This is a genomic window from Oceanobacillus sp. E9 (assembly GCF_001741975.1).
GTDB lineage: Bacteria > Bacillota > Bacilli > Bacillales > Amphibacillaceae > Oceanobacillus > Oceanobacillus kimchii.
On the sequence record NZ_LSNA01000008.1, the window covers coordinates 224,658 to 244,872 of the forward strand.

Here is a 20,215-nt window from a genome sequence, read left to right on the forward strand (position 1 = left end):
ATATTTCTTATGTTCATTCTAATCCACTCGTCTTTTGAACAAAACTTTTTATGCCCCAACCTCTTATCCTTTCAAGGAATCATGAATAACATTTAAAATCGAATGTAATTTTTTTGCTTCAACCTGTCCCGGTGCTGAAGCTTGTTTACCTGAAGCAAATGTGATTGCTGAACCGAATACTTCTCCAGCTAAACGACTTATTACTCCTTCTCCTCCCATTGACATGGTAACAATTGGTATCTTACTTTGTTCATTCATATCAGATGTTGCAGAAAGCAAAGTTAGAACATCTGTATTACTATGAGGCATCACAGCAATTTTTCCAATATCAGCCTCGTAATCAGCTGCTAATTTTAGACGCGATATGATTTCTTCATGTGAAGGCGTCTGATTAAAATCATGATTAGAAATAACCACTTTTTGGTTATGCAGATGAGCAAAAGAAACAAGCTCTTTTACTAACTTCTCACCTCGATGCAGTTCAACATCAATCATGTTGGTCAGCTCTGACTCGATAACGAAACGATTAATTTCCTTATATTTTTCCAGAGTGACTTTTCTCCCTCCACCTTCTTCTTTTGTCCGGAAAGTAAATAATAGAGGGAAATTGGGTATTTCTTGGTTTATTTTTTGTAGCATACTTTTTACCGCTTCTTTATTTTCAATTTCTTGGAATAAATCTCCTCTCCACTCGATTAAATCAACTTTGATTGTTTGTAGTAAATCTAACTCGTCATTTATTTCTTTCTTAGTAGCTCCTGTTATCGGAACACACACTTTCGGTTTTCCCTCTCCGATAGATAAATTCTTCACACGAACAACGTTTTTCATTGACGCTCACCCCTCTTATCACCATAGTATATCAAAATATTTCACTTGCCTATTGACTTTAATCTTTTTTAGTTTTATAGTTATACACATGAGTATATAACCATATAACCATAACGGTATAGTAGGTGGTGAAAACATTGAACCAGTTAGATAGTGATAAACCAATATTTATCCAAGTTCGAGAAATGATTGAAGATCAAATTGTGAATGACCAGTTGAAAGAAGGAGATCAAGCTCCTTCAACTAATCAACTTGTTCAGTTTTACAAAATAAATCATGCGACAGTTTCGAAAGGAATCAATCAGTTAGTTGAGGAAGATATCTTATTTAAAAAACGAGGTGTAGGTATGTTCGTTATGGAAGGAGCCAAAAAGAAGTTGATTCAAAAACGAAAAGAATCTTTTATGGATAACTATGTTATCGGTCTCGTTCAAGAAGCAGAGAAGTTAAAAGTATCAGAGCAAGAAATATTCGATTTAATAAAACAAGCGAAAAGGAGGATTCAATCATGAGCTATGAAATAATAGTCAATGATTTAACAGTACGATATAAAGATTTTAAAGCACTTAATCAAGTTAGCTTTACACTTAACAAAGGAAAAATCCATGGATTGCTTGGAAGAAATGGAGCAGGTAAAACAACTTTACTATCGATTCTTTCTAACTTCCGCAAAGCAGAGGAAGGAACGATTACAATTGATGGGGAAGATCCTTTCGACCACCCACGTATTATGCAAGGTACTGCTTTTATCTATGATAAAGATCAAACCTATGAATACGAAAAAGTAGGCGACGTGTTAAAAGAGCTCTCCGACTTTCGTCCAAATTTTGACGCATCCTATGCCAATGAATTAGTCAAGAAATTCAAGCTTCCATTAAAAAAGAAGATTAATCAATTATCCAAAGGAAAACAGTCTGCGCTACAAGTAACTATTGGTTTAGCATGCCGTACGCCATTAACCATTTTCGATGAAGCATATTTAGGAATGGATGCTCCAACAAGAGAATTATTTTATAAAGAATTGTTGGCTGATCAAGAAAAACATCCTAGAACGATGATCGTATCCACACACCTAGTATCTGAGATGGATTACCTTTTTGATGAAGTTACCATCATTCATCACGGTAAAATTCTCTTACAAGACACAAATGAAAATGTTATTTCTAAAGGTTTTTCCATTACTGGAAATAAAGACCATGTAGATGCATTCACAAATGAACTTGAAGTTTTAAATAGTCAAATTTTAGGTGGAACAAAATCAGTAATGGTGTTCGGAGAATTAACTGAACAAAAAAGAAGGGAAGCAAAAGATTTAGACTTGGATATTGGTCCTCTTTCATTACATGATTTATTTATTCATTTAACAAAGGAGGAAGATGAAGCATGAATACAAAAAAACTTGGGTTAGGCATATTCAGAGAGCAATTCAAATGGTCTTTATGGTACGCATTTACAATTCTTCTTATCTATATTGCTGTATTATTATATCAAGTATATGTAGAAGCAATTGAATTCACAGATTTTTCCATGTTTTCTAATGGATCGTCTTCTATATTTATGTTAATAATTGGAATTTTATCCACTTATAGCTTTTTCGATTACTTTGCAAAACAAGGTATTACACGGAGAAACTTTTTCAAGGCAACCATTGGTGCCTCAGTGTTACTTGCTATAGCAATTTCTATAACCATATTTCTTATGAATGGATTGTTGCACCTATTAGTTCAGAATGCTGGATGGGATATTACATGGACAAATGAAGTATCACCCACAGGGTTCTTTTCCTTTATCGAAGTGTTTATTAGTTACACACTAATCCACGCACTATACTACTTGATTGGTTGGATGATTGGTTTAGGATATTATCGATTGGGCTGGGTTCTCGGTACATTAGCTTTTGTACCGCTAGCACTAATATTTGTAAATATTACTGGTTTACTGTGGGGGCTATCTCATATTAATTTCTTCCCACATTTATCTTTACAATCCTTCCCATTATCCATTGTATTGAGTATTGTGTTTGCAGGAATTTTGTTGTACATTAATCACCGACTCATTAAAGAGATTACAGTTGTAATGTAACAACTATTTAAAATCTTAATGGCTTTCAAATTTGTTACAGCAATAAAATGTGAGTGTCTCCACACGGAAAGCACAAGCTCCGAAATCATTTCCCATAGTTTCGTGCTTGCAGGGAGGAGCATCTCACATTTTACGCTGTGACATTATTCAAATCCAGCAGAATCAATGGTTTGCATTTGTATCATCAAGTCAACTGTTGTTCCGCAAACTGTCGATACAATGGATGAGATTCAATCAACTCTTGATGATTTCCTTTTCCTGTTATTTGTCCATCCTCAATAAAAATAATTTGATCCGCATCTACAATCGTTGACAATCGATGGGCGATAACAAATGTTGTTCTCCCCTCCATTAGACGCTGCAACGCCTTTTGAACTACTTGTTCAGATTGACTATCAAGGCTAGCTGTCGCTTCATCTAGAAGCAACAACTTTGGATTACGTAAAAAAGCTCTTGCTATATTAATCCTCTGTCGTTGTCCACCAGATAATTTCGTTCCCCGCTCCCCTACTTCAGTATTTAAACCATTTGGAAGTTCTTTAATAAATTGGTCAGCATATGCCATTTCCGCAACTTCCCACAGCTGACTATCGTTTATTTTATCCGCATCTCGAAGCCCGTAAGTTAAATTATCCCTGATTGTCCCTGACATCATAGAACTTTCTTGAGAAACATACCCTAACTGAGTACGCCAAGATAACATGGATACTTCATTAATCGGTTGACTTCCAATTAAAATCTCACCTTTACCAGGTTGATAATACTGCTCAATAAGACCAAATACCGTTGTCTTCCCTCCACCACTTGGTCCAGCAAAAGCAATCATCTCACCTGGATTTGCTTGGAAAGAAATATTTTTAAGTACCTCTTCCCCATTTTCATAAGAAAAGGATACGTCGGAAAACTGTAAAGCTTCATTATCAATTTTTTTATCGATTCCTTTATGTGTCTCTTCTACATCCTCATCCAGAATTTCTACAATTCTTCCAGTAGCACCTTTTGCTTTTTGTAATTCAGTAAAGAACATGGCAAATGTAGTTATTGGAAATGTAATTTGAAATAAATAGAGTAAGAAAGCGACTAATGCCCCAGTCGTCATCGTTCCTTCTTCTACTCGAATTCCGCCATATCCTATAATAACTACAATAACGAGCATCACGACCATGTACATAAACGGACCAATTACAGAGAAGATTTTGGCTTCCCTTAATCCTGTGCGAAACAAATTACCAATACCCTTTAAACCTTTTTGTTGTTCTGCTTCCTCAGCGGTAGATGATTTCATCAACTTAATTTCACTAATCGTTTGTTGAATATCCCCTTGAAAAGAAGCCGTTTCATCTTGTAATTTACGTGAAACTTTTGACATTCGTGTTCCTAATGGAATCATTACAATTACTGTAACCGGTACAGCTACCAGCATCATTAATGTCATACGCCAATCCATTATTAATAAGATGGTGACTGCACCGATAATAGATATTAGTCCGGAGATAAATTGTGGAAAGTGCTGCGATACGAGATCTTTTACAATACCCGTATCATTAATTACTCTACTAACGGATTCCCCACTGGGTTGTTGATCAAAATACCTGACAGGTAGACGAATCATCTTTTGCCAAATAGACTCCCTTAAATACGCCACTACTCGTTGCCCGACATAGGCTAATGCATAAGTAGAAAAACCATCAATCAGTGCATGTAATACAAATATACCTATAATGAGTAAGATAAAGTTTAAGGTTAGTGAAGTTAATGAAAATCCATCGACTAACTCCCTTGTTAACAGTGGTATTGTAAGTCCTACCAACGTCGTGATAATACTTCCAATTAATCCTAAAGCAAGAATAAACTTTGGGATATTCGCAGTCAAAATTAAAGATAGAAATGCTTTTTTATTACGTTGATCTTTTTCCACTCCATGCTTCTCCCTTCCAGAAATCGCTGTTTTCTGTCATATATGTTGTCATCATTTCATCGAGCCACTGTTCTTCTTCCTTTGTTAACGGTGTCGGAACTAGCTTCTCCATTTCTAAGATAAAACGATTCAACTCTTCATCACTGACGTCTTGCACTTTTTCAGATTTTAATATGCTTTCAAGCTCCTCAAATCCTTCCACTTTAAAAATATCTAGAACAAAATTTAAAAAACGCTGAAATAGATTCATTACTTCTGAATCATCACTTGACTTTCCTACTAATCGTTTCGTTTCTTTATAGAAATGCAACATTTCTTTCTCCCAGAGCAACTTTTCACTACTAGTTGCTTTAAATAATTCATCAATCGCTTGGTCTGACATAATCCCTTTTGATATTTCTTTCTGTTGTTTTTCCGTTTGCATACTTGCAAGCAAACTTACTAACATGTCTTTGTCAATTTCTTTTTCATCTTCAATAAGTTGTACTGATCGTTGTATCATCTCCAAAGACACTTCAATTTTCTCTTTCTCTTCTACTAATTTTGCTTCTTGTAATCTTAATGTTTCAATAAAACTCAAATCAACACTTGTTGAGATGATGATTTCTTTAATTTCTTCTAATGTAAATCCCAAAAATTTCAGTGTTAAAATCTGGTGCAGACGAAGCATATCTTCTTTTACGTACTTACGATGTCCTGTATTCTTATCCCTTTTTGGTTGTAATATCCCTTTTTCATCATAATAGTGCAATGTTCGTATCGATAAACCTGTGTATTCAGCAAATTCACTCACAGAAAAAATATCGTTTGTCATGAATTATCCCCTTTCCTAAGTAAATCATATCACCTCACGTTACGTTAGGCGCAATAAAAACTCTATAGAAAAAGAAACATCCTTTTCTATAGAATAGAACTCCTCCAAAAGTTTTGAAATAATCTCATTGTTATATTTCAAAAAATCTATTAAGATAATAGTGGAGGTGTCTATGTGGATGGTTTTGAGCGAAGAAAACAGATGAAGAAACAGGCCATTATCCATGCGGGTTTAGAATTATTCCAACAAAATGGAATTAAAAATGTATCTATAAATGAAATTGCAACACACGCAAATGTATCGCAAGTGACCATATACAATTACTTTGAGAGTAAAGAAAAGTTACAATACGAAGTACTCATTCAGTTTATCCATGAATATTGGAATGAATATAAAACATTGATTGACAGTAATTTATCATTTACAGAGAAATTAAGAATGGTAATGTTTGATAAAATGGAAGCAGCAAGTAATATTCATACGGAATTTTATGCTTATTTAATAGATGAGTTGTCTAAAAATAACAGTTATTTAACCAAGTTATATCAAAAAGAGATAATCCCCTCCGTTATGGAATTATTCAACCAAGGTCGAGAAGCAAAGGAAATCGAACCGAATCTAAATAACGAAGCGATTTTCTTTTATATGCAAATGTTTACAGATTATATAAGAAGAGAAGATGTTATTTCACAAGCACTTCCGCTTAAGGAAGAATTAACGCAAATCTTTTTCTACGGAATTACAGGAAACAAAAATAGGGTGTAAGCCCTTATTAGCCGGAGTTGGAACAATTGATTTGATAACAGTAATACACTATACTATGAATCAATTGAAAGGAGTCTTTCAGATGTTAAATACAAAACTAGAATCACAGGCTTTTGCCCTTTTAAAAGATAAAATTCAACTTATTCAACAAAACGATCATGCAATATATTTGGTTGGGCCAATCCAACTTCCGATAAACTTAGAAGGAGAGACTACTGTTTTTCAATGGTATTGTTGGTTAAATTATGATGAAGTAACAGAGGATTATGAAAGAATGATTGAAAAGCTATCTTCTGCAAATCTGGCAGAATATCAACAATCTAGTGTCTTGGTCTATGGAGATTTTGCTCAGACAGAAGATGCACTTATTCGTATGCATTCGATTTGCCATACTGGTGACATTTTTGGTAGCAAACGTTGTGACTGTGGCTTTCAATTAAAGGAATCATTGAAGAAAATTAGAGAACATGGTACTGGTGCTTTATTTTATTTAGCAAATCACGAAGGACGCGGTATAGGCTTATTTAGTAAAGCGATGGCCTATGTACTACAAGAGAATGGTTATGACACTGTGGAAGCAAATGAAAGTCTTGGGTACGTAAATGATGCAAGAGATTATAAAGATGCAATTGCAGTTTTGCGGACACTTCGCAGCAAGCCAGTTACACTGATCACAAACAACCCACTCAAAGTAGAAGCTCTTGAAAATGCTGGGTTACACCTATCTGGACGAACTCCTTTGTGGGGCGACCGTTCAGAATATAACCAAAAATATCTAGACACTAAAGTGATAAAATCCGGTCACTTACGAGAGGATGGAAAATGCAGTAATGACTAATGATAAGCAATATATGAAACTCGCTTTAGAGAATGCAAAAGCGATGAAAGGTCAAACAGACCCAAATCCTTTAGTCGGTGCGGTTATTGTTAATCATAATCGAATTGTCGGTGTAGGAACCCACCTCAAGGCCGGTGAACCACATGCAGAAATTCATGCGCTACAAATGGCTGGTAATAATGCCAAAGGAGCAACGGTCTATGTCACACTAGAACCTTGTTCACACCAAGGTCGAACAGGCCCTTGTGCCCGTGCACTAGTTGAAGCAGGTATACAACGCGTTGTTATCGCAACTCTTGATCCAAATCCTTTGGTAGCAGGAACTGGTGTAAAAATACTACAAGATGCTGGAATCGAAGTAGAAGTCGGTGTACTAGAAGAAGAATCTATTTCGATGAATGAAGTGTTCAATAAATTTATTACTCAAAAATTGCCTTTTATTACAATGAAGGCCGCTTCTACATTAGACGGAAAAGTAGCAACAAAGACCAACCATAGTAAGTGGATTACTTCTGAAGAAGCACGTGAAGATGTTCACCATCTTAGAAATGAACATGCTGCAATATTAGTTGGCATTCAAACTATACTTCATGATAATCCAGCACTTACCACCAGAATACCAAATGGACGGAATCCAATCAGAATTGTACTTGATTCAAATTTACGTATCCCTCTTGATTCACAACTTATTCAAGATCAACAAGCTCACACAATGATATTTACAAAAGAAGAAGTAGATCTGAAAAAAAAGGAAAAGTTAGAATCGCTTGGTGTCGAGGTAGTTATAACTTCTGGCAAGGAACAGACTGACATACAGGATGTTGTTAATCATCTCGGAAACCAACAAATTTCCTCCTTATTATTAGAGGGTGGAGGAAATATCCATGCTTCTTTCTTAGCAGCTGGACTCGTTGATAAAATAGTCCTTTACATGGCTCCAAAATTAAGTGGTGGAAAAGATGCACCTACCTTCTTTGAAGGGACAGGTATCGAATGGATGGAAGATTCTATTGATTTAATTAACTTAAGCGTAGATCAGATTGGATCTGATTTTAGATTTATCGGATATCCGGTTTTTAAAGAATTAAATGATTAGGAGTTTCATAGATGAAATTTGGTTTTGATATTGACGATACACTGATACGATTACGCGAACATGCTTTTCACATTTATCAAAGAAAGCTAAACCAACAAGTTGAAAAAGAAAAATTTGATCAACTTGACCGTGTAGAAATTCATGAATTATTCAGCCTGAACGAGCAGGAAGGCAAACAGATGTGGGAGGATTCACTAGAAGAAATATACTTTACGGATTGCCCACTTTACCCTGGGGCATTGGAGGCCATTCAACAACTTGAAGAACGTAGCCATGAAATTTATTATATCACTGCTCGCCCCAAGCCACATGGTGAGCAAACGAAAGCTTGGTTACGTCAAAATGGGTTCCCTGTTTTAGATAGTCGTTTTTTTCATGGAATGAAGGATACTGAAAAAGTGAAGGTAATTCAACAGCTTGACTTAGACTACTATGTGGATGACAAACCCGCTGTTTTAGATACACTGGCTAAAACAAATACGAACCTTCTTATTAAAGACCAATCTTACAATCGAAATTTTAATAAATTCTCACGTATCATTGATTGGCATGACTTTTTACAGAATAAAATGTAATAAAACGCCCGATAACCAATTTTAGGTTTCGGGCGTTTTTGATATTCACTTTATTAAGCGTTGGTCTGGCGAAAGCGAACAACAGCCATCATGATGATGGTAACTACTAGCGCTGGTACTATCCATCCTAAACCTTCATTGTAAAATGGTAATACCGTTTCAAATACATTAAGAATCGGTTGCATCCAAGCAAAGTTCTCGATTCCTAAAGAATCACACAACGCTTTTAAGCCATCAAAAATACTGAGAATAAACGTAATACCAATAGTTGGTAAATACACCCATCGAGAGTGATAGAATAATGGAGATACAAATGTTAATAAGACAAGCACCATTGCTAAAGGATACAAGAACATTAATACAGGGATGGAGAACGTTATGATGTTCGTCAATCCAAAATTAGCAACGATAAACGTTAAAATAGAGAAGAAGAAAACAAAAGGTTTGTATCCTATTTTCGGAAATAATGTATTAAAATACTCTGCATTTGCCGTTACTAAACCAATCGCAGTGGTCAAACAAGCTAATGAAATCAGAACTGCCATTAATAAACTACCGAACGTTCCAAAATAATGACTCGCTGCGCCACTTAATACCGGTCCACCATTATCAAAATATCCTATAGTACTTACACTCGTTGCTCCTAAATATGAAATACCAACATAGATTACCCCTAATAGCAAAATAGCAGTAATCCCTGTTTTCGCTGTAGCAACTAATATCCCCTGTTTCGATTTTACTCCTAAAGCACGAATGGATTGAATAACGATGATTCCAAATACCAGTGCTGCCAGTGCATCCATTGTGTTATATCCCTCTAAAAAACCTTTAAAGAAACTAGATGCTTGATAAGCTTCTTGCGGTTCTTGAATAGATCCCATTGGATTGAAAAATGAAACAATCAATAGTATTGCTAACAAAATGATTAACAGTGGTGCAAGGATTTTTCCAATATTATCAACAATTTTCGCTGGATATAATGAAAATAATAAAGTAATTAGGAAAAATACGATTGTAAAAATGAGTAGACCCGTTTGAAATGATTCTTCTTTAATAAACGGTCCAATCCCTACTTCAAATGCTACCGTTCCCGTTCTCGGTGCTGCAAAAAATGGTCCAATTGTAAGATAAAGTAATGCAGTAAATCCAACCCCATAAATTGGATGTACTCTGCTCGCCAATTCTTGAAGATTTTTCTTACCTGAATATCCCATTGCTAATATTCCAAGTAAAGGTAAGCCTACACCGGTTATTAAAAATCCAATGATCGCAGGAACAATATTTTCTCCTGCCAGTTGCCCTAGTTGTGCTGGAAAAATAAGATTTCCTGCCCCAAAGAACAATGCGAAAAGCATAAATGCAATCGCTAAGTATTGTTTTACTTGTAATTTATTATCCATAGCTGTGATTCCCTCCAACATAGCCGAAAAATTCTTGGAATTATCTGATTTTTTAGTATAAGAAGTACAACGAAAATAATCATACACCTTACCTCATATAAATGCAACATATTTTGACAAGTTTCTACAATTTATTTCATGGTAAAATTTTCTTTGTTTTAAGGTAGACAGATATAAGGAATGAAGTTAATATTTATAGTAATTTGAACATTCCAAAACAAAGGAGGATACAACATGAAACAATCCAAAAGATTAAAACAATTACCTCCACAATTCTTTGCATCTCTCGTACAAAAAGTAAATCAAGCCATTTCTGAAGGAAGAGATGTTATTAATTTAGGTCAAGGTAATCCAGACCAACCTACTCCATCTCATATTATAAAAGCTTTACAATCAGCCGCAGAAGATCCTATAACTCATAAGTATTCCCCTTTTCGCGGAACCGAAGATTTTCGGAAAGCAGCTGCTACGTTTTACAAACGAGAATACCAAGTAGATTTGGATCCTGACACAGAAATTGCTATATTATTTGGAAGTAAAATTGGACTTGTAGAACTTCCATTAGCACTGATGAACCCTAATGAATGGATGATGCTCCCTAATCCAGGATACCCCGATTATTTGTCGAGCATACCATTAGCTGATATTCAATATGATACTATGCCTCTTTTAGAAGAAAATAATTTTTTACCAAATTATGAACAACTTACCCTAAGCCAAAAAGAACGCACGAAGCTATTATATTTAAATTACCCAAACAATCCGACTGGAGCTACTGCACATAGTGATTTCTTTAAAGAAACTGTGGCACTTGGAAAGAATTATGATATTGGAATTGTTCATGATTTTGCTTATGGAGCAATCGGTTTCAACGAAGAAAAACCGATTAGTTTTCTACAAACAGAAGGGGCAAAAGAAGTAGGAATTGAGCTATATACGCTATCTAAAACGTATAATATGGCAGGTTGGCGCATCGGCTTTGCAGCTGGTAATAAAGAAATGATTGAAGCCATTAATATTTTACAAGATCATTTATTCGTCAGTATCTTTCCTGCAATACAAAGAGCCGCTTCAGAAGCATTATTAAGTGATCAAAGCAGTGTACAAGATTTAGTTACCCTATATCAAAAACGAAGAGATACGTTAATTACTGAATGTAAACGTATTGGCTGGGATATAAAAGCACCAAAAGGCTCCTTCTTCGCTTGGTTACCTGTACCAAAAGGATTCACCAGTGAGACTTTTGCTGATTATTTATTGAATCAGGTCGATGTAGCTGTTGCAGCTGGAAATGGATTTGGAACTTTCGGTGAAGGCTACATACGCATAGGTTTACTTGTCGATGAAGAACGTATTGTGGAAGCAATGAAACGTATAGAAAGATTAAACCTATTTTAAATCAACTCGAAAGGAAAGATATACATGAGTAAAGAGAGCATACTTGAAATTGTTCATCAACTTAAAAAAGCGCATCAATCCAAACAGCCTATTCCTTTTATTCGAGATGAGTTCGATCTAACAGAAGAAGAAGCTTATCAAGTTCAGGAGTTATATATTAAACATCAGCTTGAAGAAAATAACGTACATATCTCAGGATATAAAGTTAGTATGACAAGTAAAGAGACCCAAGCAATAGCAAGTACACATGAACCTGCATACGGCACATTGTTATCGAATCATGTAATATCATCAGGAAGACAATTATCAAAGTCGGAACTTTTTCAGCCATTAATTGAACCTGAATTAATCTTTATTGTAAACGAAGATTTAACACTAGACGCAGAAGAAGCCGAAATTCTTCAAAAAACAAGTATGGCTGCTGGAATCGAGATTCCTGATGCACGCTATATTGATTGGTTCCCAAACTTTTCTCTTATCGACTTATTAAGCGATAACACAGCAACTGGTAGAGTAATAATTGCTGAACCAGTACCTATATTAGCGTTAGAACAATTAGGAAACATTCCATTAAAACTATATCATAACGGAGAGAAGATTAAAGAAGCATTCTCTTCTGCTGTATTAGACAATCCAATTCATGCTGTACGTTGGTTAAGTCAAAAATTAGCACTACACGGAACAACCCTAAAAAAAGGAATGATCATTTCTTCAGGCACTTTTATTTCTCCAATCCCATTAAAAATTGGTCATTACGAAGCAGTATATCCTGGAGTTGGAAAAGCAGAAATAACGATTGTGAACTAAATAAATGTAACACCCCAAAGAGTAGAGAAAATCTACTTTTAGGGGTGTTTTTATAATTACAATAGGTTTAGGCTGAAACTAAGATCCATAATAACGATTTACGTTAGCCTCCAATGTACTCGGATCTTTTTCTTTCACACGTTTTAATGTTGCAACAATTAGAAAACTAACAATCACTAGTAGCAACCAGGAACTTATCTTTCCTAAGTGAACCAAACTCCACGTATTCGCTTGATTTGGATACTCCCATGCACCAAAGTAGGTTGCTATATTTTCTGCAATCCATATGAAAAATCCAATCAGGATAAAAGAAAATACAATCGGCATACGATATCTAGACTTATCTATTTTATAAACAACATACGATTTCCAAAAAATAATCACAACTAGAATAGATAAACCCCATCGAATATCTACCCAAAAATGATGTGTGAAAAAGTTCAAGTAAATAGCTAATGCTAAAGGCGCTACTATATAGGATGAAGGCCATTGCATTAACTGAATATCAAGCCTACGCCATGCCTGACATAGATAACTTGCCACACTGGCATACATAAAACCACTATACAAAGGTACCCCGAAGACTTTCGTATACCCTTCCTCAGGATAAGCCCAAGAACCCATATGTACTTTAAACAGTTCTAGACAAAGGCCAATTATATGAAACAATGTAATTACTTTTAATTCATCTTTTGTTTCCAAACCTGATCTCAACATGAACCACTGCATGAGTATACAAATTATTAATAACCAATCATATCGTGGCAAAAAAGGTAGTGGGATGATTTGCGTAATTGCAAGTGAAGCAAAGATAACCACTGGAAATAAACAAGATAAAGCTTGCTCCCAACCAAAGCGAATGAATTGTTTTAATGCCCCCACCTTTCCACCCCTCTCACAAATAACAAACATTAATCTCCTGAATCAGACTTGTATTCTAATATATCTCCAGGCTGACAATCTAAAGCTTTGCAAATTCCTTCCAACGTCGAAAAACGAATAGCTTTTGCCTTACCATTTTTTAATATAGAAAGGTTAGCCATCGTAATTCCTACCTGTTCTGATAATTCTGTAACACTCATTTTCCGTTTTGCGAGCATTACATCAATATTTATGATAATTGCCATGTTATTCACCTCAGACTGTTAGATCATTCTCGGATTTTATATCGTTCGCATTTTTAAATAACTTTTGTAATACAGCAGCAAAAACTGCGATTATCAATGAAGAAAAAGTAATTACTAAACCAATTACCAACAACCCTGGAGCATCATCCATTTCAGCTATTATATAGAAAATGGGCAAGCTAATTACATACATCACACTGATAATCGTTGCACAATATCGGATAATTTTCAGAGATTTTATCGACCGTTCAGAGAATGCTTTGTTTTGATCTATATACTGTAATAACTTATAGGCATGTAACAATGCGTAATAAAATGGAATAGCTGTGAAATACAAATAAATTATAAACAAAGGAAGTAGATAAAAAAATTCTCCATTACGTTCAGTTATCGAAATAACTTCAGGTATTAAAAATATACATAAAGCTAAAACCGGAAGACCAATAAGAAATACGGCAACTTTCAACACTTGTGTTTCTCGCTTCATCAAAACCACCTCATCAACCATTTATTTATTATATATTAACATATATTTATCGAATTTCAATAAATATTTATCGAAAATAAAAAGCATTCCTTGTAATTACAGGAATACTCTACTCCACTATTATTTAGTAAAATATTATTCATAACTAAAAATAGCCAGATAACTCATCGCTCTAGCTAACGAAACCGATTCTATATATATATCTATCATAATTCATTTCCCCGCCTGGTTCACACTGTGTTAGCGTCAATGGAATATCACTGATTAGCAGCTCTAAGTCAGCCGGAGAATAACACCTTAAAGATTGCGTGACTTTCTCGGTTTCTCTACCTTCCTTCCACCAAGAATCTATCATTCTACAATTTATTGCATCAAAGTCATATTTCCTAAATAACCCTTTCTCTATCTGCATTGCCCTTACCGAAATTTTTGCCCAATACCATGGCGTATATATATCAATCAACACTTTTCCACCTGGTCTCAGCCAGCGATGTATTCGTTTTAGTAAAACCTGTTGCTCTTGATCGTCTCCTATTCCGAATCCATCCCAATAACATACCACATCAAAATGCTCGGTTAGTTCCGTTTTATAAAAATTCTCATGTATGATGGTGATTTTAGATAGTACACCTTCTTGCTTAGCAAGTTGGTATATATAATGTACAGCATTTTCCGCTAACTCTATAACAGTAACTTCATATCCTAACTTTGCTGCAGCGACTGCAAAATAACCTCGTCCGCCACCCAATTCCAAGATTTTTTTACACGAAGATGGTGTGTATTTTTTCAATTTATTCAGTAATTTCTGTTGAGATTCAAGCTCTTCTGTATCACTCACTTCCCACAAACTATACTGCTTTTCATAAAATCCTCTCACCCATTCCACAAAACAAATCCCCTATCTACTAATTCTGGCAAGAACTTCTCTACCCTTATAAAATTTCCATGCAGTTGTTATGAGCAACAATAGTACGATAGACACAGAAGCAAGAATGTTATATTCAAGCCCAATTAATTCAAACCACGATACAATGATTGGAAACATTATCAGTATCGTTATTATCCATGGAATGATTAAAGTATAATACACTCCTAACCCATTATGTATCTTGAAAAGAGATGTCCATTTTGATTCGTTCATATGGAATATTTTTTTCATAAGGTAGAATATGGAAAGAAGCACTGCCACGTAAAATAAACCAACAATGATACCGATGAAAACATACGACAGTATCAAAATTAATATTTTTATTATCATTCTATCAATCACCTTTTTTCAGAAAAATCAATTTGTACTATCATTATACATTCAATAAGACTGAGACTAAAGTAATTTATCATCGGATAAATTCCCTCCTATCTAAACGTCAGAGTTCAAATCTCATTAATCAACTTTTAAATTCAATTTTTTTCGAATTATAAGTTCAAAAAATATTGAATAAATAGTGTTATAGAAGTATACTTATAAAAAAAGAAAAAAGGTGAGGTTATGGATATATTAAATTGGAGCTCAACAAAGGAAAATCACATTCATGTAACTATGGACTATTCCATTATTCATGAAGCCGTCTTAGGCATAGCCGCAATTACGAACAAACCTATATTATCTACTTTAGAAAAAGAAACTGAGTTTAAGAAGCTTCGAAAAGATTTATCATCTGCACTTCTTCATGAATTAAACTATCTTGAAACACATAACACATGGAAGTCTCTTTTATTATTAATTCATACCTGGAATATTCAACATATCGATGAATTTAAAGATAGAATATTAGAAACATCAGATGTGGAATTAAGGTACTCTGTCATCCCTTTCATTGGAAAAAATTATGAGGAAAACCGAAAAATGGCTGCTCGGGGAGAGAAGGAAAGTGTTAACTTATTTGAAAAAGCTACATCGAATATCTTACCAGGTTATATTACGTTTATTGTAAATTGTGAGATCAGTCAATTAAAACATCACCTCATCAATGTACTACAGTTATGGTTAAAAGAAGTTGTTTATCCCGTTCAAGACAGTATAGAAGCCGTCTTGGCACGAGATATTAAATCAAAAAAACATGCTCAGAAACAAAAGGATTCGCTATCATTTATCCAGTGGGTACTAGACGATCAAAAATTCCGTTTAGAAGATGCAGAGACTAATATTATACTGATTCCACAAATTACTTATCGACCTTGGGTTATCTATTTGGAATTACCTTCATATCAAGTGCTTTATTATCCGGTGACAAATGAAAGTATTCATCCTGAAGATACGTTAGTTCCAGATTATCAAATGCTACAAGTGTTTAAAATATTAGGTGACGATACAAGATTACGACTGATAAAACTCTTATCCAAAAGAGATTATAGTTTATCTGAGCTTGCTTCAAAAACAAATATAGGGAAAACAACCATTCACCATCATTTAAAGCTTATGCGATCCGCACGCATACTTGAAACAAACCAATCCAAATATCACCTCAATCAGGATACATTACATAAAAATTGGAGGAAATTAGAGGACTATCTACATGAAGAATAATCAAACGATATGGCAAAACTCTTCTTTTCGCTCTTTATGGTTTGGTAGCGGTATATCTGAATTAGGTGGTGCCCTCGGTACTTTTTGTAATTCAGTATATGTATATATGCTAACAGGTTCAGAATTGGCATTAGGCAGTATGTGGTTACTATATTACGTACCATCCATACTAATACAATTTTTTATCGGTCCCTACCTAGACCATTGGAGAAAGAAAACAATAATGATCTCTGTACTGTGGTGCAGAGCTTTCTTATTCATCATACCATTGGTTTTGCTACTTCTCGATTCTCCCTCAGTATGGAGTATTTATATTATTCAATTTTTTGTTGGATTACTAACACCATTATATGTACCCGCTTCTCAGTCACTATTACCGCAAGTAGTGAGTAGTAATCAATTAATTGAAGGTAACGCCTATCTCGATAGTTTAACAAGAACTATGATGCTTGTTGCGCCGCTTATCGCAGGGTTTATCATGGATATTCTAAGTATAGAAACAACTCTAATCGTCATTATTGGTTTATTTGCTATCTCCGGAGCTATTTTATTTAGCGTTACCGAGAAAAGACAACTACAGATACAAAAGCAAGCTTGGAAAGACGAACTAAAGAATGGATGGAATAGCTTTTTTCAACAAAAACTATTATTTATACTAGCTGGATTTCTTGCAATTGTGCAATTAGGAGTAGGCGCATCCATCGTTTTGAACTTGCCTTATATCACCGTTGTCCATGGGAGTAGTATGTCTATGTACGGATTCTTCATGGCTGGATTTCCACTTGGGTATGTGATTGGTTCATTATGTATTAAATATATAAACGTAAACAATAAGCCACGTTGGATGTTATTATGTTTAATTATTGGTGGTTGTACTTATATTATTAATGGGGTCACATCCCATGTTTGGGTTGCCATTAGCTCTGAAATCTTAGCAGGAATTGCAATGAGTATATTTACAATTTGGCATCTTACCATGTTCCAGCAAAAGATTGACGATAATCAGCGCACTCAATTACTATCGATACGAATGCTAATTATTCGAATTATGTTACCTATAGGAATACTAATTGGTGGATTCATAAGTGAACTTTTTACTATACGTTTAGCATTTATCATAATGGGTTTGATCACTTGTATATCTGCAACACTCGGTTTACTCTATTTCCGTTTAAATCCAATCAGGTATTGGACTCTACGAAACTTGCACGATAAAAAAGGATAATTGAAAATAGTTGTATTCTATAATTTAATTACCCATGCCATACTCAATGAAGTCAGGTTAGAATTAGAGCAGTAGATCACCAGCAATTCTTTCATCATCGTACAAACTATCTGTCTGTATTCGAAACAAATTAATTACATTCATGGAAAAAAGGATATTTCTGTTAAAAATGAACCTCCTAAACTTTTCTATGCTTAGGAGGTTTATTTTTATCTACTACTATCCATTATTTATATATATTCGATAATGTCACCTTTACCCAAATCATATCCTTACCAATTATGCTTTAGATAATGCGATTTTTATATGTGCTAAATGATGTTCTTCGTGCCAAGCTAATTTTGCAAACTTTGTAGTAACTGATATTTCACCATTTATCTGATGAACAAAAGATTCATCTAATTGCTCTTCAGTTAAACTATATCCCAATGATACAATGCGCTCATTTATACCTTCCAACATTTTAATAGAACTTTCTATAGGCAGTTTTACATCCGGTTGAATAGCCCACTTTTCTTGATCAAAAGCAGGTACTGTTGGACTCTCATCTGTTAAAGCCAACTTCAAGCGTTGATACATGTTCAACTGAGAATCAGCAATATGATGAACAAGTTGACGAATGGTCCAGCTCCCTTCACGATAAGTTTTGCTTAATTCCTCATCATTTAATGAGTTGACCGTTTCTCCTAATCGATTCGTGTATGTTTCGATTTGTTTTAGCCATTCGTGAATATTTTCAAATGTTACTTTTTCGGGAACTTGTAATTTGCCAATTGGAAATTTAACGTCCATTTTCAACCCTCTTTCCCTTATTATATATTTCATTATCATTCTATATTAACCATCAATATACCTCAACATTTTTATAAACTATAAGCATTCAAATACAAATAAGTCAAAAAATTTGTGATGAAACTCTACGCTTTCACCTCAATCGTTTAGAATAGATTGTATAAGCAAATAATAATTAATAAAAGAACATACGGAGGATAGAAAGTGATGACACGTCTAAACATCTTAGATTATCTATTAATTGATGAAGGAAAAACAGCTATAGATGCATTTCATAACACTACAGAATTGGCAAAACTGGCTGATGATTTAGGGTATCATCGTTTTTGGGTACCGGAGCAACATCATGCACTTTCGATTGCCAGTAGTTCACCTGAATTATTAATGATGCATTTAGCTGGACAAACGAACAATATACGAATTGGCTCTGGAGGAATTATGCTTCCGCATTATAGCCCCTTCAAAGTTTCCGAGATTTTTCGTACATTGGAAGCAATTCACCCTAACCGTATTGATCTAGGTATGGGGAATAGTACGGGAGGAAGACTAGTTAACCATGCTTTAAATGAGGAAAAAGAAGAACGATTAACGTATGAGCAACAAGTAAGAGATATCCAAAAATATTTGAGTGACGACAAAGAATCTAGTCATCGTTTCCAAAAGCTAATCGCTACACCAGTGACTGATACACAACCAGAAATGTGGATGTTAGGTGCAGGAGGTTCTAGCACAAAAATTGCTGCTGAACTTGGCACTGCTTACACATATGCTCATTTCATAAAACCTTTTGATGTAGGAATTGAAATCATTAATACGTATCGAAAACAATTTAAGCCATCCTTATTTCATGACAAACCCATCGTTTCTATTGCAGTTTTTGTTGTTGTCGGAAAAACAACAGATGAAGCTGAACAGCTTGCTAAATCCTTTGATTTATGGATGGCATCATTAGAGACTGCTAAGAATCCTCCATATTTCCCAAATGTAATCACTGCTTCAAAAAAATATTTTAGTCCTTTTGAAAAGCAGAAAATAAATAATATCCGTAAACGAGCTATTATTGGCGACTCTAGTTACGTAAAGGAAGAGATTCAAAAACTGATCGCCAAATATAATTGTGATGAAGTGATATTGATTCCTAACATTCCAGGAATCGAAAATAGAAAAACAGCAATCAAGTTACTCGCTAAAGAATTCCAACTAACTTAGATTAAAAGAATAATCTATAATTTGTTAAAAGAAGGATGGGACTTAACACAAAGTTTTTGTCAAAAGAAGGATGATAGCTAGAATAAGCGTAAGAAATATGCGGAGACTTCTTGAAAACAAAAATCGATTTTCTGCGTGCGATGCAATGCTGTCGAGGTCTTCCTTGTCCTGTGGGAGGAAGGCCTAGAAGAACCTCGATGCATAAGATCCGGAGGCTCACCAGCTCCCTTAGAATAAGCGGAGTATAATTTTTGAAGTCAGGTTTCAATACCTATTGATTCGGTTTTCTCTTTTGATTAAATACTTTGGCCTCATCCTCGATTG

The 20,215-nt window shown here is 34.7% G+C and carries 22 protein-coding genes; 12 read left to right on the forward strand and 10 right to left on the reverse strand.

What is annotated here, in order from left to right; translation table 11 throughout:
• Positions 1-63: 63 nt before the first annotated feature.
• Complete coding sequence (gene aroD, locus AQ616_RS14775) at positions 64-831, reverse strand: type I 3-dehydroquinate dehydratase (RefSeq protein WP_069686120.1); 768 nt, start codon at positions 829-831, stop codon at positions 64-66.
• A 185-nt stretch (positions 832-1,016) separates the two neighbouring features.
• Between aroD and AQ616_RS14780 the strand changes: the two genes are divergently transcribed.
• The 3 genes from AQ616_RS14780 to AQ616_RS14790 are packed head-to-tail and all read left to right on the forward strand — an operon-like array spanning position 1,017 to position 2,913.
• Positions 1,017-1,343, forward strand: coding sequence for a GntR family transcriptional regulator (locus AQ616_RS14780; RefSeq protein ID WP_083900543.1), 327 nt, complete (start codon positions 1,017-1,019; stop codon positions 1,341-1,343).
• On the forward strand, positions 1,340-2,218 hold the full coding sequence (locus AQ616_RS14785) for an ATP-binding cassette domain-containing protein (RefSeq protein WP_069686121.1): 879 nt from the start codon (positions 1,340-1,342) through the stop codon (positions 2,216-2,218). Before AQ616_RS14780 ends, AQ616_RS14785 begins: the two co-directional genes overlap by 4 nt.
• Positions 2,215-2,913 carry a hypothetical protein gene (locus AQ616_RS14790; RefSeq protein ID WP_069686122.1) on the forward strand — a complete coding sequence of 233 codons (699 nt, stop codon included), beginning with the start codon at positions 2,215-2,217 and terminating at the stop codon, positions 2,911-2,913. The genes AQ616_RS14785 and AQ616_RS14790 overlap by 4 nt, the downstream gene beginning before the upstream one ends.
• Positions 2,914-3,097: 184 nt before the next feature.
• On the opposite strand, the gene AQ616_RS14795 is transcribed toward AQ616_RS14790, so the two are convergent.
• Together AQ616_RS14795 and AQ616_RS14800 are read right to left on the reverse strand one after the other, a co-directional pair.
• Positions 3,098-4,831, reverse strand: a complete 1,734-nt coding sequence (locus AQ616_RS14795) for an ABC transporter ATP-binding protein (protein WP_069686123.1) — start codon at positions 4,829-4,831, stop codon at positions 3,098-3,100.
• A complete protein-coding gene (locus tag AQ616_RS14800; RefSeq protein WP_069686124.1) occupies positions 4,812-5,645 on the reverse strand; it encodes a MerR family transcriptional regulator in 834 nt (277 codons plus the stop codon). The genes AQ616_RS14795 and AQ616_RS14800 overlap by 20 nt, the downstream gene beginning before the upstream one ends.
• A 174-nt stretch (positions 5,646-5,819) precedes the next feature.
• On the opposite strand from AQ616_RS14800, the gene AQ616_RS14805 reads away from it, so the two are divergent.
• The 4 genes from AQ616_RS14805 (at position 5,820) to AQ616_RS14820 (ending at position 8,919) form a co-directional block, all read left to right on the forward strand.
• Positions 5,820-6,410: a TetR/AcrR family transcriptional regulator gene (locus AQ616_RS14805; protein ID WP_017795493.1), complete on the forward strand. Its 591-nt coding sequence runs from the start codon at positions 5,820-5,822 to the stop codon at positions 6,408-6,410.
• Between the two features lie 82 nt (positions 6,411-6,492).
• Positions 6,493-7,248, forward strand: coding sequence for a GTP cyclohydrolase II (locus AQ616_RS14810; RefSeq protein WP_017795492.1), 756 nt, complete (start codon positions 6,493-6,495; stop codon positions 7,246-7,248).
• A complete protein-coding gene (ribD, locus tag AQ616_RS14815; RefSeq protein ID WP_017795491.1) occupies positions 7,241-8,344 on the forward strand; it encodes a bifunctional diaminohydroxyphosphoribosylaminopyrimidine deaminase/5-amino-6-(5-phosphoribosylamino)uracil reductase RibD in 1,104 nt (367 codons plus the stop codon). Before AQ616_RS14810 ends, ribD begins: the two co-directional genes overlap by 8 nt.
• 11 nt (positions 8,345-8,355) lie before the next feature.
• Positions 8,356-8,919, forward strand: a complete 564-nt coding sequence (locus AQ616_RS14820; protein WP_069686125.1) for a 5' nucleotidase, NT5C type — start codon at positions 8,356-8,358, stop codon at positions 8,917-8,919.
• Between the two features lie 53 nt (positions 8,920-8,972).
• On the opposite strand, the gene brnQ is transcribed toward AQ616_RS14820, so the two are convergent.
• Positions 8,973-10,319: a branched-chain amino acid transport system II carrier protein gene (brnQ, locus tag AQ616_RS14825; protein ID WP_017795489.1), complete on the reverse strand. Its 1,347-nt coding sequence runs from the start codon at positions 10,317-10,319 to the stop codon at positions 8,973-8,975.
• A 234-nt stretch (positions 10,320-10,553) separates the two neighbouring features.
• Here brnQ and AQ616_RS14830 point away from each other — a divergent pair, with 234 nt between their 5' ends.
• Together AQ616_RS14830 and AQ616_RS14835 are read left to right on the forward strand one after the other, a co-directional pair.
• Complete coding sequence (locus AQ616_RS14830; RefSeq protein ID WP_017795488.1) at positions 10,554-11,717, forward strand: pyridoxal phosphate-dependent aminotransferase; 1,164 nt, start codon at positions 10,554-10,556, stop codon at positions 11,715-11,717.
• Between the two features lie 24 nt (positions 11,718-11,741).
• Positions 11,742-12,524, forward strand: coding sequence for a 2-keto-4-pentenoate hydratase (locus tag AQ616_RS14835; protein ID WP_069686126.1), 783 nt, complete (start codon positions 11,742-11,744; stop codon positions 12,522-12,524).
• Positions 12,525-12,602: 78 nt separating this feature from the next.
• Here AQ616_RS14835 and AQ616_RS14840 read toward each other — a convergent pair whose 3' ends face one another.
• The 5 genes from AQ616_RS14840 to AQ616_RS14860 all read right to left on the reverse strand — a co-directional run bounded on the left by AQ616_RS14840 (position 12,603) and on the right by AQ616_RS14860 (position 15,297).
• A complete protein-coding gene (locus AQ616_RS14840) occupies positions 12,603-13,406 on the reverse strand; it encodes a DUF817 domain-containing protein (protein WP_069686274.1) in 804 nt (267 codons plus the stop codon).
• Positions 13,407-13,435: 29 nt separating this feature from the next.
• Positions 13,436-13,651, reverse strand: a complete 216-nt coding sequence (locus tag AQ616_RS14845) for a helix-turn-helix domain-containing protein (RefSeq protein WP_017795485.1) — start codon at positions 13,649-13,651, stop codon at positions 13,436-13,438.
• 10 nt (positions 13,652-13,661) lie between these two features.
• Entirely contained in the window at positions 13,662-14,138 is a 477-nt protein-coding gene (locus AQ616_RS14850) for a DUF2975 domain-containing protein (protein ID WP_017795484.1), read from the reverse strand.
• Between the two features lie 172 nt (positions 14,139-14,310).
• The gene (locus AQ616_RS14855; protein ID WP_069686127.1) at positions 14,311-15,024 is read right to left on the reverse strand and encodes an SAM-dependent methyltransferase; all 714 of its coding nucleotides are present in this window, start codon (positions 15,022-15,024) and stop codon (positions 14,311-14,313) included.
• 12 nt (positions 15,025-15,036) lie between these two features.
• Positions 15,037-15,297 carry a hypothetical protein gene (locus AQ616_RS14860; protein WP_240490511.1) on the reverse strand — a complete coding sequence of 87 codons (261 nt, stop codon included), beginning with the start codon at positions 15,295-15,297 and terminating at the stop codon, positions 15,037-15,039.
• Positions 15,298-15,627: 330 nt separating this feature from the next.
• On the opposite strand from AQ616_RS14860, the gene AQ616_RS14865 reads away from it, so the two are divergent.
• Both AQ616_RS14865 and AQ616_RS14870 read left to right on the forward strand, forming a co-directional pair.
• Positions 15,628-16,665, forward strand: coding sequence for an ArsR/SmtB family transcription factor (locus tag AQ616_RS14865; RefSeq protein WP_017795481.1), 1,038 nt, complete (start codon positions 15,628-15,630; stop codon positions 16,663-16,665).
• Positions 16,655-17,890 (forward strand): MFS transporter, encoded by a 1,236-nt coding sequence (locus AQ616_RS14870; protein WP_017795480.1) that lies wholly within the window; start codon positions 16,655-16,657, stop codon positions 17,888-17,890. Before AQ616_RS14865 ends, AQ616_RS14870 begins: the two co-directional genes overlap by 11 nt.
• A gap of 279 nt (positions 17,891-18,169) precedes the next feature.
• On the opposite strand, the gene AQ616_RS14875 is transcribed toward AQ616_RS14870, so the two are convergent.
• Positions 18,170-18,682: a YfiT family bacillithiol transferase gene (locus AQ616_RS14875; RefSeq protein ID WP_069686128.1), complete on the reverse strand. Its 513-nt coding sequence runs from the start codon at positions 18,680-18,682 to the stop codon at positions 18,170-18,172.
• Positions 18,683-18,889: 207 nt separating this feature from the next.
• Here AQ616_RS14875 and AQ616_RS14880 point away from each other — a divergent pair, with 207 nt between their 5' ends.
• Positions 18,890-19,891 carry an LLM class flavin-dependent oxidoreductase gene (locus tag AQ616_RS14880; RefSeq protein ID WP_069686129.1) on the forward strand — a complete coding sequence of 334 codons (1,002 nt, stop codon included), beginning with the start codon at positions 18,890-18,892 and terminating at the stop codon, positions 19,889-19,891.
• The last annotated feature ends 324 nt before the right edge of the window (positions 19,892-20,215 follow it).

Coding starts and splice junctions, on each gene's coding strand:
- ribD (WP_017795491.1), top strand. CDS start 7,241: ATGACTAATGATAAGCAATATATGAAACTCGCTTTAGAGAATGCAAAA.
- AQ616_RS14810 (WP_017795492.1), top strand. CDS start 6,493: ATGTTAAATACAAAACTAGAATCACAGGCTTTTGCCCTTTTAAAAGAT.
- aroD (WP_069686120.1), bottom strand. CDS start 831: ATGAAAAACGTTGTTCGTGTGAAGAATTTATCTATCGGAGAGGGAAAA.
- brnQ (WP_017795489.1), bottom strand. CDS start 10,319: ATGGATAATAAATTACAAGTAAAACAATACTTAGCGATTGCATTTATG.
- AQ616_RS14835 (WP_069686126.1), top strand. CDS start 11,742: ATGAGTAAAGAGAGCATACTTGAAATTGTTCATCAACTTAAAAAAGCG.
- AQ616_RS14790 (WP_069686122.1), top strand. CDS start 2,215: ATGAATACAAAAAAACTTGGGTTAGGCATATTCAGAGAGCAATTCAAA.
- AQ616_RS14865 (WP_017795481.1), top strand. CDS start 15,628: ATGGATATATTAAATTGGAGCTCAACAAAGGAAAATCACATTCATGTA.
- AQ616_RS14875 (WP_069686128.1), bottom strand. CDS start 18,682: ATGGACGTTAAATTTCCAATTGGCAAATTACAAGTTCCCGAAAAAGTA.
- AQ616_RS14830 (WP_017795488.1), top strand. CDS start 10,554: ATGAAACAATCCAAAAGATTAAAACAATTACCTCCACAATTCTTTGCA.
- AQ616_RS14880 (WP_069686129.1), top strand. CDS start 18,890: ATGACACGTCTAAACATCTTAGATTATCTATTAATTGATGAAGGAAAA.
- AQ616_RS14845 (WP_017795485.1), bottom strand. CDS start 13,651: ATGGCAATTATCATAAATATTGATGTAATGCTCGCAAAACGGAAAATG.
- AQ616_RS14780 (WP_083900543.1), top strand. CDS start 1,017: ATGATTGAAGATCAAATTGTGAATGACCAGTTGAAAGAAGGAGATCAA.
- AQ616_RS14820 (WP_069686125.1), top strand. CDS start 8,356: ATGAAATTTGGTTTTGATATTGACGATACACTGATACGATTACGCGAA.
- AQ616_RS14785 (WP_069686121.1), top strand. CDS start 1,340: ATGAGCTATGAAATAATAGTCAATGATTTAACAGTACGATATAAAGAT.
- AQ616_RS14860 (WP_240490511.1), bottom strand. CDS start 15,297: ATGAAAAAAATATTCCATATGAACGAATCAAAATGGACATCTCTTTTC.
- AQ616_RS14800 (WP_069686124.1), bottom strand. CDS start 5,645: ATGACAAACGATATTTTTTCTGTGAGTGAATTTGCTGAATACACAGGT.
- AQ616_RS14870 (WP_017795480.1), top strand. CDS start 16,655: ATGAAGAATAATCAAACGATATGGCAAAACTCTTCTTTTCGCTCTTTA.
- AQ616_RS14850 (WP_017795484.1), bottom strand. CDS start 14,138: ATGAAGCGAGAAACACAAGTGTTGAAAGTTGCCGTATTTCTTATTGGT.